Here is a 12,951-nt window from a genome sequence, read left to right on the forward strand (position 1 = left end):
GGCTTTTTTTATTCATTTACGCGAATTTCAATAGTTTGGGGTGTGGGTTGCTTTTTCCACACAAATGTGTATAACCACATTAGTGTAAATGTTGGAACTACGTCAGTAAATGGCAGAATTTCTTCTAAAAATACAAGCACAGAGGCTATCTTACCTTCCGTTCCCTTATACATTTCACTCATTTTTTTGGCTGCAATGGGCGCCCAAAGTAAATCTAAAAAGGGGCCAATTACTGGAATGGCCATTGTAGCCATACCGATTATATCATAAAAGACACTTTTTCGAAGCAATTTATATTTTTCGTTTTTCATTTGTGTTGTGCTTAATTTTATTACAAATAGCAAAAAACATTCCAAAATTAAGAAAAATCGCTACTAATCAATTTCAAAAACTCATTTCTGGTTTCTATCGCTTCAAATTGACCGCGAAAACCAGAGGTTGTGGTTACACTGTTCTGCTTCTGTACGCCGCGCATCATCATACACATGTGCGAGGCTTCAATAACTACGGCCACTCCTTTAGGCTTTAGTGTGTTATTTATACATTCCAAAATATCATGGGTAAGCCGTTCCTGCACTTGTAATCTACGTGCAAAAACATCTACAACACGTGGGATTTTACTAAGCCCAACAATATGACCATCTGGAATATAAGCGATATGCGCTTTTCCGAAAAATGGTAAAATGTGGTGCTCGCACAATGAGTAAAGTTCAATGTCTTTTATGATAACCATATCGTGATAGGCTTCAGCAAACATGGCGCTTTTTAAAATTTCAGCGGGATCTTGACAGTTTCCCGAAGTTAAAAACTGCATAGCCTTTGCGGCGCGTTCGGGAGTTTTTACAATTCCATCGCGTGAAATATCCTCGCCTACCGAACTTAAAATTTTACTATAATTTTCAATCAAGGTATCGGTTACAGGTTGATCGTATTCTTCAAAATATCTATAGGAAGCCATCTAATTATGTTTAACAATAAGCTTTCAAAAATAAACACATAACTTGGAATAAAAACAATATAACCCATTGGATTGTATTATAGCGCTATAAATAGTACTTTCACGGTTTAAATTTTTGCTATGATCGAAGCCCAAAATATCCACAAATTTTACGGGAACCTCCACGTTTTAAAAGGTGTTGACCTCCACATAAAAAAAAGTGAAGTTGTTTCAATAGTTGGTGCCTCGGGCGCAGGAAAAACCACCTTGCTGCATATTTTGGGAACACTGGATGCTTTTGACAAATCAAAAAGTAAATTAGCCATAAATGGTGTAAACATTGGCTCCCTTTCGGGAAAGAAATTAGCACAGTTCAGAAATGAAAACTTGGGGTTTATTTTTCAATTTCATCAATTACTTCCAGAATTTACAGCCCTTGAAAATGTTTGCATACCAGCATTTATTAAAAACACCCCAAAAGCCAAAGCTATTAAAAGAGCTAAAGAATTACTTGCCTTTTTGGGGCTTTCGCACCGTGAAGACCACAAACCTAACGAGCTCTCTGGCGGTGAGCAACAACGGGTAGCCGTGGCGAGAGCGCTAATAAACAATCCTTCAATAATTCTTGCAGATGAACCCAGTGGAAATCTCGATACTGAAAGCGCAGAGAATCTTCACAATTTATTTTTCAAATTGCGGGATGAATTTGGGCAAACCTTCGTAATTGTTACGCACAACGAAGAGCTTGCAGATATGGCCGATAGAAAATTGGTGATGCAGGACGGAAAAATTGTAAGCAATTAAATGAATAAGACCGAACTGAAATCATTTCTTGACGAAAAAGTCAATACATACAATAATCCTAACTTTATTGAAACAGACCCCATTCAAATTCCGCATTTATTCACATTAAAGGAAGATATTGAAATCTCTGGTTTTTTAGTAGCTACCATTGCTTGGGGAAATAGAAAAAGCATCATAGCCAACGGCAAAAAGTTAATGAAATTGATGGGTAATTCGCCCTATGATTTTGTAATGAATTTTTCTGAAACCCATTCAGAATCGCTTTCAAACTTTGTCCATAGAACTTTTAACAGTGACGATCTTTTCTATTTTTTGAAATCCCTTCAAAATATATATAAAAACCACGGCGGACTGGAAACCCTGTTTGCAAAATATGCCGAAAAAGATTCGATGCAGCCCGCAATCCATCACTTCAAAAAAGTTTTTTTTGAATTGCCCCACCTACAGAGAACACAAAAACACATCAGCGACCCCTTAAAAAATTCTGCGGCAAAAAGAATAAATATGTTTTTGCGGTGGATGGTTCGCAATGACAATACTGGTGTCGATTTTGGAATTTGGGAAAACATAACACCTTCACAACTTTCTTGTCCGCTGGATGTTCACAGTGGAAACGTTGCGCGAAAGCTTAAACTGCTAAAACGCAAGCAAAATGATGGTAAAGCATTAGTAGAACTTGATAATTCGTTGAGAGCCCTTGATTCTGAAGACCCTGTGAAATATGATTTTGCCCTGTTTGGCCTAGGTGCTTTTGAACGATTTTAGTTTTAATCTTAACCCATTTCACATAAATTTTCAACCTTAAACAATTCTTTGTAAAATGTTGTACATTTACGTTTGAACCTGCCAAAAATAGTATTTGCAGAATTTTAATCAAAAAAAGAGTACCACACTTTGATAGCACCCGAATTTCCCATAGATGAAGCGCAACGTTTGGACGCGGTCCATTCCTACCATTTATTGGACACTTTGCCTGAAAGAGATTTTGACAATATTACGGCCTTAACGGCAAATATTTGTGACGTGCCTATTTCATTGGTAACCCTATTGGATGCAGACCGAAATTTTTTAAAATCACATTACGGCATTCCGTTTAATGAATCTCCGCGTGATATTTCTTTTTGTGGACACGCTATTCTGGAGGAAAAAGACATTTTTATAATAGAAGATGCCAGAAAAGATCCTCGATTTAAAGATAACCCCTTGGTAACCGATATGAACGCCGTGTTTTATGCCGGCGTTCGCTTGATAAATACTGACGGTTATCCGCTGGGCACGCTTTGTATTTTTGATACTAAACCACGCGTTTTATCAAAATCCCAGAAAAATGCACTTATTGCAATGGCTTACCAAGTTGTAAATTTGTTTGAGGCCCGAAAACGTAACAGAGCATTGCTTTCTGTCCAAAAAGAACTTAGAGAACGCAATGAGGAACTTAAAAATTTTGCCGGCGTAGTATCGCATGATATGAAAATGCCTTTGGCAAATATGATTATCACTTCAGATATGCTTCGCTCAAAATATGGCCAGCATTTAGACCAACAGGGCAAGGAGTATTTAGATTATATTAAGCAATCATCATTCACATTGAGTGAATACGTTACAGGTCTTTTAGAGCACTACGAGACTGATAAAACCGCCTCATTAAAGAGCGAGCCCTTTGACAGCCAAGATCTTTTAGAAGAAATTATTGAGTTGTTAAACATAAATGTGGACTGTGAAATAAATTTGCCAGAAGAGAACATTGAAATGCACGCGAACAAAGTTGCATTAGAGCAAATTATGCTTAACTTAATTGGCAACAGTCTAAAATATAATGATAAGGACAAAATAAAAATTGACATCGAGTGTACCGAAAAAGATGGATCTTATCATATAAAAATTTCCGACAACGGCATGGGCATTGCAAAAGATAAATTATACAATATTTTTGATTTATTCGTTACTACAGGTACTTTGGACAGAAATGGCAAAAAAGGAAATGGAATTGGACTTTCCACAGTAAAAAAACTGGTAAATAGACTCAATGGTGAAATAGAAGTTTCTTCAACTTTGGGAGAGGGCACAACTTTTATGTTTACTATCAAAAAACTAAATTAGCATCCGCTTTCATAACAGGAAATTCAAAACCCTTTTATCTGGGCCCCAATTCAGATTATATTTACCTGCATAAAACAATACTGGTTTACCTTTTTTATGACATTTCCCGAACTCCCCGAAAAGGAAGTAGCACGCCATTTCTCTGGACTCTGAGCCCGGAAAAGGAAGTACCTTCACGTTTACCGTCCAGAAATAGCTGTAATTGCGTTCCATTTTTTATCTTTGGGCAATATTTATAGGAATGCAGTTCAAACACCCAGAAATTCTTTACGCTCTTTTCCTGCTGCTCATCCCTATATTTATTCATCTTTTTCAACTTCGAAGGTTCCAAAAAGTAGCTTTTACAAATGTCGCTTTTCTTAAAAAAGTGACTATACAGACCCGAAAAAGCTCACAACTCAAAAAATGGCTTACTCTAATAATGCGCTTGCTAGCTTTAGCGTGCATCATTATTGCTTTTGCACAACCTTTTACCGCTTCCAAAATTGCGCTAAATACTGAAAAGGAAACTGTCGTTTATATAGACAACTCGTTCAGTATGCAGACCAAGGGCGCCAAAGGACCGATTTTAGAAAGAGCACTGCAGGATTTGTTCAACCAAAACAATGGAACCGAAAAGATAAGCTGGTTTACCAATAATTCGGAAAGAAAAAACACAACCCAGGAAGATTTTAAAAACGAAATACTTTCCGTTGAGTACTCACAAAACCAATTGACGCCAAACCAAGTTTTATTAAAAGCCAACCAACTTTTTTCGAACGAGAAAGGAGTCTTAAAAAGATTGGTTTTTCTGTCTGACTTTCAGCAAAAAGAAGCCTTTCCTTCTATCCCAGAAGATCTGGCCGTGGACGCGGTGCAATTAAAGCCTGTGAAAATTTCAAACATTTCCATAGACAGTGCTTACATTGCTTCAAAAAATGCTTCGTTAACGCAACTCAAGGTAAATGTTTCAACACTTCGTCAAGCCCAGGGAAATGAAGTTTCCGAAATTCCACTTTCACTGTATAACAATGAAAAACTGATTGCAAAAACCGCTGTGGATTTTTCGCAAAACACCAGTAGTTCAGTTACTTTCGATATCGATAATTCTACAGCATTTATTGGGAAATTAGAAATTAACGAACCAAACATATCTTTTGACAACCAATTGTATTTCAGCATCAACAAACCCGGAAAAATAAAGGTCTTGGCCATAAATGAAGCCGACGGTAGTTTTTTGCAACGCCTGTTTGAAAAAGAGGAATTTCAATTTAAGCAACAAACATTTAAAACTTTGAATTATAATGAAATTCTCGACCAAAATTTTATTGTTCTTAATGAGTTGAAAGAGATACCCGCATCATTGGCCACGGCGCTTAAATCTTTCAGTGACGAGGGCGGAAGCATATTAATTATCCCTGTGTCAGAAATAGATTTGAACAGTTATAACAACTATCTTTTAACAATGACTTTAGGAACACTTTCTGAAGAAAAGGTACAGGAAAAAAAGATTACGAAGATTGTTTTTTCACATCCGCTTTTTAAAGATGTATTTGAAAAAGAAGTAGCAAATTTCCAATATCCGAAGGTCAATTCGTTTTACGATGTTTCATCAAAGGCAACTCCAGCAATAAGTTTTGAGGACAACCACCCCTTTTTGCTTCAAAAAAACAAAACCTATCTATTTACTGCTCCTATAAACAAGGAAAATTCCAATTTTCAGAATTCGCCATTAGTTGTCCCCACTATTTATAATATGGCTTTGCAAAGTCTGCCTTTACCCCGCTTGTATTATACCATTGGACAGCAAACCGAAATTGCAGTACCCATACAATTGGGTCAAGATGAAATCCTAACAGTTAAGAACAGTGCGGAGCAGTTTATTCCGCTACAGCAAACCAAGGCTAATTATGTTTTGATGACAACCACTGAGGAGCCCGCGAAAGCTGGGAATTATCAAATAATGAAGAAAAACGAGTTCTTAGAAAATATAAGTTTCAATTATTCACGCAGCGAGAGTGAATTACAATACTTGAACCCCGAAGATTGGGAAGGTGTGGAGGTTTATAGTTCGGTGGAAGCTCTTTTTGATTCTATTGAAGATGCAAACGCAATTAACAGTTTTTGGAAATGGTTTGCTATTTTTGCATTGCTCTTTTTACTTTTTGAAATGCTTATCTTAAAATTCTACAAATGAAGATACTACTGAAATCAGCAACCATAGTAGATGCTTCCAGCAAGCATCATTTAAAGAACCGGGATGTTTTGATAGAAAATGGTAAAATTTCAAAAATTGCGGCAACAATTCCTTCTTCCGAAAAAGTAAAAGAGGTTTCTTTAAAAAACCTGCACATTTCCCCAGGTTGGTTTGATAGCAGTGTTTCCTTTGGCGAACCCGGTTTTGAAGAACGGGAAACTATCGAAAACGGTTTAAAAACAGCAGCTTATAGCGGATTTACAAGTGTTGCCGTAAATGCCAACAGCTTTCCGGTTACGGACAGCAAAGGGCATATAAAATTTCTGAAAAGTAAAGCCGAAGGAAATGCCGTGAGCCTCTACCCTATTGGCGCACTAACTGTGGGCAGCAAAGGAACAGATCTTGCCGAATTGTACGATATGCAGAGCGAAGGCGCTGTTTCCTTTTACGATTATAAAAACCCCATTGCTAATGCAAACTTGCTAAAAATAGCGCTGCAATACACACAGAACTTTGATGGCTTGGTACAATCGTTCCCTTTTGAAAAATCTGTGGCGCGAAACGGAATGGTGAACGAAGAGGTAAACAGTACCCGATTGGGCTTAAAGGGGATTCCCGCCCTTTCGGAAGAACTACAAATAATTAGAGATTTATATATTTTGGAATATACCGGCGGCAAGCTTCACATCCCGACCATTTCCACAAAAAAATCAGTGGAATTGATCAAGGACGCCAAAAAGAAAGGGCTGAATGTAACGTGTAGCGTTTCCATTTTCAACCTTATTTTAACAGATGATGTTTTGGAAGAATTTGACACTAACTATAAATTGCTTCCGCCCTTGCGCACCAAAGAAGATACAAAAGCATTATTAAAAGGACTGAAAGACGGTACCATTGACGGCATTACCAGCGACCACAATCCAATAGATGTTGAGCACAAAAAAACCGAGTTTGACCACGCGCATTTCGGAAGTATTGGTCTGGAAGGCTGTTTTGGCGCGCTCAATATGGTTTTGGGAATTGAGGAATCTGTTAAGGCGCTTACCGGTTTGAAAAAAACGTTCAATATTCCTTCGGAAAAAATTGAGGAAGGAAACCGTGCCGAACTCACTCTTTTTAACCCTGAAGAAAATTGGGTTCTTGCTGAAAAGGATATTCTATCAACTTCAAAAAATGCCGCACTTCTGGGATCAAAATTAAAAGGAAGGCCCTACGGAATTGTATCCAATAACCAATTGGTATTAAATAAATAAATGAAAAATACTCCCGCAGGAAAATCTACCGCGCTCATTGCATATGCACCCTTTGTGGGTTTTATTATTGCCTATTTTTTCAATAGGGAAGAAAACCACCCCTTTGCCACTTGGCATATTAAAAATATGTTTGGGATCACTTTAATGTTTATCGTTTCACTAGTTATACAAGCACAGATAGATGTGACTATTGGCGATATTCTATGGCTCATTTGTGTTTTACTGTGGCTATTTTCTTGGTCTATGGCTTTTTTCAACAAAAAGAAGGGTATTCCTTTTTTAACTGAAAAATTTCAGGATTGGTTTACTTTTTTAAATTAAAGTATTAATTACCTTTAGCTTAAATAACACTAACCTAAAATAAAAAAAATGGAAACAACTACAGACAATGGTAAAACGGTTGCTATAATTGCCTACATCACACTTATTGGTTGGATCATCGCATTAATAATGAACAATGGAAACAAAACTGCGCTAGGTTCCTTCCACGTACGCCAATCTTTGGGCATAATGTGTGTGGGCGTGATTTTGGCCATTATAAGCGGAATTATTGGTATATGGATTTTGTCAACAATTGTAAACTTGTCACTTTTGGTGTTTTGGCTATTGGGGTTGATAAGTGCAGTGCAGGGCGAAATGAAACCCGTTCCGGTACTTGGCGAACAATTTCAGGAATGGTTTAAGGGAATATAATTTTAAACAATTTTTAACGAGACCTTTTCTGCTGAAAGAACTTCAGTTTAAAAGGTCTTGTTTATTTTTGCAGTCTATGGAAAAACAGACTTTACTTTTAAAACATAACTATAGACCCGCAAAAAATGCTTCTGAAAATCCGCCCGCAATTATTATGCTTCACGGTTTCGGGAGCGATGAAAATGATTTGTTTTCCTTCGCCAACGAACTTCCGGAGAAATATGCAATCATTTCTTTAAAAGCTCCAATTCGTTTGGAACCTTACGGAAATGCTTGGTACAATATCTATTTTGACAATTCGCAGGGGAAATTCAGCGATGACGAACAGGCAATAGCTTCGCGCGAATTGGTTTCAAAATGTATTGATGAAGTAGTTGAAAAATACAAAGTTGACAAAAATAATATTACGCTTCTCGGGTTTAGTCAAGGTACCATTTTAAGTTTTGCAGTTGCATTGAGCTATCCCGAAAAGGTAAAAAACGTAATCGGCCTGAGTGGTTATATTAATGAGGAAATTTTAAAGGAGGGCTATGCTACAAACGATTTCAGCAACCTAAAGGTTTATACTTCACACGGCAGCGTGGACCAAGTGATTCCCGTGCAATGGGCCCGAAAAACAGAGCCTTTTCTCAAAAAATTAAATATTGACTGCAAGTATTCGGAATTTCCCGTAGGTCACGGGGTTGCTCCCCAGAATTTTTATGAACTTAAAAGTTGGTTGGATAAAAATTAATCGGTGACCTTCATTCAAATATTTAATTTTGATATAAAAAGGAAGCGATTGGCGTCAATTCAAGTTCGTTTTTATCGTTGAAATAATATTCCAAAATCATTTCGCCCCAATAGGTGTTATCGGTAAAGTCTGCATGGATCCATTTATGATTGAGAAATTTCAGTTTGTTTATTTTCATATCACCCGCCATTCCCTCAAATGGAACTAAAGGATTGTTCCCTTTTTTAAGATTGAAATCATAAATCTGATCAGAAACCATTGCTTCCACCTCGGCTGCCTCATAACCGCGGTTTTCAAAATAGGTCATTGCATTGTCATTTCCCATTAAGGTGAAATAATTCAAGTTCCTAATTTGGCCTTGAAGACCTTCGATAGAGTCGTTATATTTTTGGACTTTGGCTTCCAGATTTTCGATTTTAGTCTCCTGCGATTCAAAAATACTTTTCTCGTTCATATATTGGTAAATAATGAATAGCAAAGCAAAAAGAAACAAGTACATAAAAATTTTATTCCTCATAATCAAATTGTTATAGTAAGTGTATCATAAGCCAAGTGAACGTTTTTCGGAAGTTTTTCCTCCACTTCCTCGTGAAAGCCCATCAAATGGCTAATATGGGTGAAATATGTTTTTTCAGGTTTTATTTTTTTAACGAAATCAAGTGCCTCCGAAAGATTGAAATGTGAATAATGTGGCTCTTCGCGCAAGGCGTTTACAACTAAAACTTTTGTTCCTTTTATTTTTTCAATTTCCTCTTCGGCAATGGTTTTAACGTCCGTTAAATAAGTAAAGCTTCCCACCCTAAAACCTAAAACCGGCAAGGTGTCGTGAAATGCTTCAATAGAAACAACTTCCTTTCCACCTATTGTGAAAGGTTTGTCTTTATCAATTTCAATTTCTTCTACACTGGGGGCTCCAGGGTATTTATTTTCAGTTTCAAAAATATAGGCAAAGCGTTCGTGCAATGACTTAAAAACTCGCTTATGGGCATAGAAAGGCATATTGCCCTGCATAAAATTAAATGGGCGGATATCGTCCAAACCTGCGGTGTGGTCACTGTGCTCATGCGTTAAAAGAATGCCGTCCAGTTTTGAAACATTTTGGCGTAACATTTGCTGTCTAAAGTCTGGACCGCAATCAATAACGTAAGCAAAATCATCCCATTGCAACAAAACCGAAACGCGCAAACGTTTATCTTTTGGGTTACTGCTTTTACAAACAGGGTGATCGCTTCCTATTACGGGTATGCCTTGTGAAGTTCCAGTGCCGAGAAATGTAACGCGAAATGTTGATTTCATCTGCGCAAAAATACTGGTATTTTTTTTGTTTACCTATTGTATTTGCTACCTTTGTTATATAAAAAAATAGAACGTTGCTATGCCGGAAACCATAATAGGAGACAAGGAATTTGAAAATATCCCCTCTATAAAAAGTAAGGCTTTACGAATTAATCTGAACGAAAACATTTACGGCACTTTTGCTGAAATTGGAGCCGGGCAAGAAACCGTTCGGAATTTTTTTAGGGCCGGTGGTGCTTCAGGAACCATTGCAAAAACGATGTCTGCCTATGATAAAGACTTTAGCGACGCAATCTATGGAATAGAGGAAGATGGTAGATACGTAACAGAATCAAGGCTTCAAAAGATGCTTTCGCATGAGTTTAACTTGATTGAAGAACGTATAAATCGTGAAAAACACCCAAACAGACTTTTCTTTTCGTATGCAAATACTGTTGCCACAATCGATTTTGCTAAAAAATATAAAGGTCACGGTTGGGTAGGTATTCGGTATCAAATAGACCCTAAGGAACCCTATAACGAAATAACCCTTCACATTCGTTTTCACGAAAATGATGCCCAATTACAGCAGATTACACTTGGTACCTTAGGCGTAAATTTAATTTACGGTGCTTATTATAAATATGACCAACCCAATAAATTGCTTCGTTACCTATACGATCATATAGATAAAGATAAAATTGAAATTGATACCATAAACTTTTCTGGGCCCCGTTTTAAGGACGTTGATAACAGATTGATGAGTCTTCAGCTAATTAAAAATGGCATGACCGATGCGGTTATGTTTAATCCTGAAGGTCACAATATACTTCCGGCAAGAATTCTTTATAAGAAAAATATATTGGCCCTTCGCGGAAGTTTTAGACCTGTTACCAAGGTTAACATAGATATGTTTGAACGTTCTTATGAAATGTTTTTGAAGGAAAACAGGGTAGAAAAAGATAGAACTGAAGTAATATTTGAAATTACACTTTCAAATTTGCGGGCAGAAGGTGAAATTGACGAGGAAGATTTTATGGACCGCGCCAGACTCCTCTGTTCTTTGGGGCATACGGTTATGATTTCAAACTTTCAGGAATACTATAAACTAGTAGAATATTTCTCCAGATATACAAAGATGCGCATGGGACTTGCCATGGGCGTCAATAATTTGGTGGATATTTTTGATGAAAAATACTATCGACACTTAAGTGGCGGTATTTTGGAAGCCTTTGGAAAACTATTTTTTAAAGATCTAAAGGTTTACCTCTACCCTATGAAAGATGCAGAAACGGGAGAGTATACTAATAGTGAAAACCTGAAAGTGCATCCACGAATGAAAGAATTGTACAAATTCTTTAAATACAACGGCAAGGTTGTAGATATCACAGATTACAACCCTGACAACATGGAGATATTTTCTCGTGAAGTGTTGGCAATGATAGAAAATGGTGATGAAGGATGGGAACAGATGTTGCCACCTGGGGTTTCAGAAATTATAAAGGATAAACAACTTTTCAATTATAAGCCTACGGCTGAAAAGGTAGATAATTAATTCAGTATCTGCGCAGCGTGATCTTTGGTTTTAACCTTATCGATGACACGGGTTATGGTTCCGTTTTCATCCATTATAAAAGTTTTTCTGTGAATTCCGTCAAATTCCCTTCCCATAAACTTTTTGGGTCCCCACACTCCGAAACCATTGATTACCTCCATGTTCTCATCTGCCAGTAACGGAAAGGGGAAATCAAACTTTTCTTTAAATTTTTTTTGCCGTTTTTCACTATCGGCACTTACGCCCAATAATTCATAGCCTTCTTTTTGCAATTCTTTATAATTGTCTCGAAGATTACAGGCTTCCGCGGTGCACCCAGGGGTATTGGCTTTGGGATAGAAAAACACAATCCATTTTTTTCCTTTATAATCTTTTGACGAAATTGTATTTCCGTCCTGGTCATTCACTGTAAAATCTGGAGCCTTATCTCCTACCTTTAATGTTTTCATTATACTTATTTTTGCATAAAAGTACTTAAAATGACCAAGCAAGAAAAGGTAACCTTTGTTATTGATACGTTAAATAAGATTTATCCACAAGTTCCAATTCCCCTAGATCACAAAGACCCCTATACCCTATTGATTGCAGTATTGCTTTCTGCACAAAGTACAGATGTTCGCGTCAATCAAATTACGCCACTTTTGTTTGAAGTAGCCGATAATCCTTATGATATGGTGAAACTTTCCGTAGACGAAATTAGGGAAATCATAAAACCAGTGGGTCTCTCGCCAATGAAATCGAAGGGTATCCGCGGACTATCAGAAATATTAATAGATAAATATAACGGGCAAGTACCAGCTGATTTTGAAGCGTTAGAGTCTTTACCCGCTGTAGGTCATAAAACAGCAAGTGTCGTCATGAGCCAGGCTTTCAACGTACCTGCTTTTCCAGTGGATACTCACATACACCGATTGATGTACCGTTGGGGTTTTTCGAATGGAAAAAATGTAGTGCAGACAGAAAAAGATGCAAAACGTTTATTCCCAAAAGATTTATGGAATATACTGCATCTTCAAATTATTTGGTACGGAAGACATTACTCTCCTGCCCGAGGCTGGGATTTGGAAAAAGATATCATTACCAATACTATTGGGAGAAAAACAGTTATAAAGGATTACTGGAAAAGCAAGAAATAGCTGGTTGAGAGTTTCGAGAGTTACTCCTATATAATCCCCTAACTTTTTTCAAAAAAAAACCCCGAAAAGCTAATTCCGGGGTTTTTCCAAAGTTTAGTTTAGAAGTGCTTCAAACTTCATTTTATGGTAATCTATAACACTTAAAGCCATCGAATAATCCAGAAGAAATTTAATGGTTTCTTCTTTTGGAACGAGATTTTTATTCACGCCGTCCACACGTGATGTTTCTGAGTAAAATTTTTGCATAGAACGTTATTTTGAGGTTTTATTTTCAAATAACGTAACAAAA

17 protein-coding genes are annotated in these 12,951 nt (G+C 37.0%); 10 read left to right on the forward strand and 7 right to left on the reverse strand.

Annotation, left to right across the window (positions count from 1 at the left end):
* Window positions 1-8: 8 nt before the first annotated feature.
* Complete coding sequence (locus tag JK629_RS13515; RefSeq protein ID WP_202336136.1) at window positions 9-311, reverse strand: hypothetical protein; 303 nt, start codon at window positions 309-311, stop codon at window positions 9-11.
* A gap of 47 nt (window positions 312-358) precedes the next feature.
* On the reverse strand, window positions 359-958 hold the full coding sequence (folE, locus tag JK629_RS13520) for a GTP cyclohydrolase I FolE (RefSeq protein ID WP_202336137.1): 600 nt from the start codon (window positions 956-958) through the stop codon (window positions 359-361).
* Between the two features lie 120 nt (window positions 959-1,078).
* Between folE and JK629_RS13525 the strand changes: the two genes are divergently transcribed.
* The 3 genes from JK629_RS13525 (at window position 1,079) to JK629_RS13535 (ending at window position 3,841) form a co-directional block, all read left to right on the forward strand.
* Window positions 1,079-1,741, forward strand: coding sequence for an ABC transporter ATP-binding protein (locus JK629_RS13525; RefSeq protein ID WP_202336138.1), 663 nt, complete (start codon window positions 1,079-1,081; stop codon window positions 1,739-1,741).
* Entirely contained in the window at window positions 1,742-2,506 is a 765-nt protein-coding gene (locus JK629_RS13530) for a TIGR02757 family protein (RefSeq protein WP_202336139.1), read from the forward strand.
* A gap of 129 nt (window positions 2,507-2,635) precedes the next feature.
* A complete protein-coding gene (locus tag JK629_RS13535) occupies window positions 2,636-3,841 on the forward strand; it encodes a sensor histidine kinase (RefSeq protein WP_202336140.1) in 1,206 nt (401 codons plus the stop codon).
* Window positions 3,842-3,850: 9 nt separating this feature from the next.
* Here the strand turns inward: JK629_RS13535 and JK629_RS13540 are convergent, their stop codons facing one another.
* Complete coding sequence (locus JK629_RS13540) at window positions 3,851-4,054, reverse strand: hypothetical protein (RefSeq protein WP_202336141.1); 204 nt, start codon at window positions 4,052-4,054, stop codon at window positions 3,851-3,853.
* 28 nt (window positions 4,055-4,082) lie between these two features.
* On the opposite strand from JK629_RS13540, the gene JK629_RS13545 reads away from it, so the two are divergent.
* From JK629_RS13545 to JK629_RS13565, 5 genes are all read left to right on the forward strand, one after another.
* A complete protein-coding gene (locus tag JK629_RS13545) occupies window positions 4,083-6,017 on the forward strand; it encodes a BatA domain-containing protein (protein ID WP_202336142.1) in 1,935 nt (644 codons plus the stop codon).
* A complete protein-coding gene (locus tag JK629_RS13550; RefSeq protein ID WP_202336143.1) occupies window positions 6,014-7,270 on the forward strand; it encodes a dihydroorotase in 1,257 nt (418 codons plus the stop codon). Before JK629_RS13545 ends, JK629_RS13550 begins: the two co-directional genes overlap by 4 nt.
* Entirely contained in the window at window positions 7,271-7,591 is a 321-nt protein-coding gene (locus JK629_RS13555; RefSeq protein ID WP_202336144.1) for a hypothetical protein, read from the forward strand.
* Window positions 7,592-7,639: 48 nt separating this feature from the next.
* Complete coding sequence (locus tag JK629_RS13560) at window positions 7,640-7,963, forward strand: hypothetical protein (RefSeq protein ID WP_202336145.1); 324 nt, start codon at window positions 7,640-7,642, stop codon at window positions 7,961-7,963.
* 76 nt (window positions 7,964-8,039) lie between these two features.
* Complete coding sequence (locus JK629_RS13565; RefSeq protein ID WP_202336146.1) at window positions 8,040-8,696, forward strand: alpha/beta hydrolase; 657 nt, start codon at window positions 8,040-8,042, stop codon at window positions 8,694-8,696.
* A gap of 22 nt (window positions 8,697-8,718) precedes the next feature.
* Here JK629_RS13565 and JK629_RS13570 read toward each other — a convergent pair whose 3' ends face one another.
* Window positions 8,719-9,150: a hypothetical protein gene (locus JK629_RS13570; RefSeq protein ID WP_225626041.1), complete on the reverse strand. Its 432-nt coding sequence runs from the start codon at window positions 9,148-9,150 to the stop codon at window positions 8,719-8,721.
* A 65-nt stretch (window positions 9,151-9,215) separates the two neighbouring features.
* The gene (locus JK629_RS13575; RefSeq protein ID WP_202336148.1) at window positions 9,216-9,992 is read right to left on the reverse strand and encodes an MBL fold metallo-hydrolase; all 777 of its coding nucleotides are present in this window, start codon (window positions 9,990-9,992) and stop codon (window positions 9,216-9,218) included.
* Window positions 9,993-10,071: 79 nt separating this feature from the next.
* Between JK629_RS13575 and JK629_RS13580 the strand changes: the two genes are divergently transcribed.
* Window positions 10,072-11,526 (forward strand): TonB-dependent receptor, encoded by a 1,455-nt coding sequence (locus JK629_RS13580; protein WP_202336149.1) that lies wholly within the window; start codon window positions 10,072-10,074, stop codon window positions 11,524-11,526.
* Here the strand turns inward: JK629_RS13580 and bcp are convergent.
* Window positions 11,523-11,975, reverse strand: a complete 453-nt coding sequence (bcp, locus tag JK629_RS13585) for a thioredoxin-dependent thiol peroxidase (RefSeq protein WP_202336150.1) — start codon at window positions 11,973-11,975, stop codon at window positions 11,523-11,525. The two genes, JK629_RS13580 and bcp, sit on opposite strands and share 4 nt — an antisense overlap.
* Window positions 11,976-12,005: 30 nt before the next feature.
* On the opposite strand from bcp, the gene JK629_RS13590 reads away from it, so the two are divergent.
* Window positions 12,006-12,662 (forward strand): endonuclease III domain-containing protein, encoded by a 657-nt coding sequence (locus tag JK629_RS13590; RefSeq protein WP_202336151.1) that lies wholly within the window; start codon window positions 12,006-12,008, stop codon window positions 12,660-12,662.
* A gap of 93 nt (window positions 12,663-12,755) precedes the next feature.
* Here the strand turns inward: JK629_RS13590 and JK629_RS13595 are convergent, their stop codons facing one another.
* Window positions 12,756-12,908, reverse strand: a complete 153-nt coding sequence (locus JK629_RS13595) for a hypothetical protein (RefSeq protein ID WP_165586667.1) — start codon at window positions 12,906-12,908, stop codon at window positions 12,756-12,758.
* Window positions 12,909-12,951 lie beyond the last annotated feature (43 nt).

It is taken from the genome of Aequorivita iocasae, assembly GCF_016757735.1.
Lineage (GTDB): Bacteria > Bacteroidota > Bacteroidia > Flavobacteriales > Flavobacteriaceae > Aequorivita > Aequorivita iocasae.

Excerpts from the sequence above, each read along its gene's own strand:
- JK629_RS13515 (WP_202336136.1), bottom strand. The coding sequence starts at position 311 with ATGAAAAACGAAAAATATAAATTGCTTCGAAAAAGTGTCTTTTATGAT.
- folE (WP_202336137.1), bottom strand. The coding sequence starts at position 958 with ATGGCTTCCTATAGATATTTTGAAGAATACGATCAACCTGTAACCGAT.
- JK629_RS13525 (WP_202336138.1), top strand. The coding sequence starts at position 1,079 with ATGATCGAAGCCCAAAATATCCACAAATTTTACGGGAACCTCCACGTT.
- JK629_RS13530 (WP_202336139.1), top strand. The coding sequence starts at position 1,742 with ATGAATAAGACCGAACTGAAATCATTTCTTGACGAAAAAGTCAATACA.
- JK629_RS13540 (WP_202336141.1), bottom strand. The coding sequence starts at position 4,054 with ATGGAACGCAATTACAGCTATTTCTGGACGGTAAACGTGAAGGTACTT.
- JK629_RS13545 (WP_202336142.1), top strand. The coding sequence starts at position 4,083 with ATGCAGTTCAAACACCCAGAAATTCTTTACGCTCTTTTCCTGCTGCTC.
- JK629_RS13550 (WP_202336143.1), top strand. The coding sequence starts at position 6,014 with ATGAAGATACTACTGAAATCAGCAACCATAGTAGATGCTTCCAGCAAG.
- JK629_RS13555 (WP_202336144.1), top strand. The coding sequence starts at position 7,271 with ATGAAAAATACTCCCGCAGGAAAATCTACCGCGCTCATTGCATATGCA.
- JK629_RS13560 (WP_202336145.1), top strand. The coding sequence starts at position 7,640 with ATGGAAACAACTACAGACAATGGTAAAACGGTTGCTATAATTGCCTAC.
- JK629_RS13565 (WP_202336146.1), top strand. The coding sequence starts at position 8,040 with ATGGAAAAACAGACTTTACTTTTAAAACATAACTATAGACCCGCAAAA.
- JK629_RS13570 (WP_225626041.1), bottom strand. The coding sequence starts at position 9,150 with ATGAACGAGAAAAGTATTTTTGAATCGCAGGAGACTAAAATCGAAAAT.
- JK629_RS13575 (WP_202336148.1), bottom strand. The coding sequence starts at position 9,992 with ATGAAATCAACATTTCGCGTTACATTTCTCGGCACTGGAACTTCACAA.
- JK629_RS13580 (WP_202336149.1), top strand. The coding sequence starts at position 10,072 with ATGCCGGAAACCATAATAGGAGACAAGGAATTTGAAAATATCCCCTCT.
- bcp (WP_202336150.1), bottom strand. The coding sequence starts at position 11,975 with ATGAAAACATTAAAGGTAGGAGATAAGGCTCCAGATTTTACAGTGAAT.
- JK629_RS13590 (WP_202336151.1), top strand. The coding sequence starts at position 12,006 with ATGACCAAGCAAGAAAAGGTAACCTTTGTTATTGATACGTTAAATAAG.
- JK629_RS13595 (WP_165586667.1), bottom strand. The coding sequence starts at position 12,908 with ATGCAAAAATTTTACTCAGAAACATCACGTGTGGACGGCGTGAATAAA.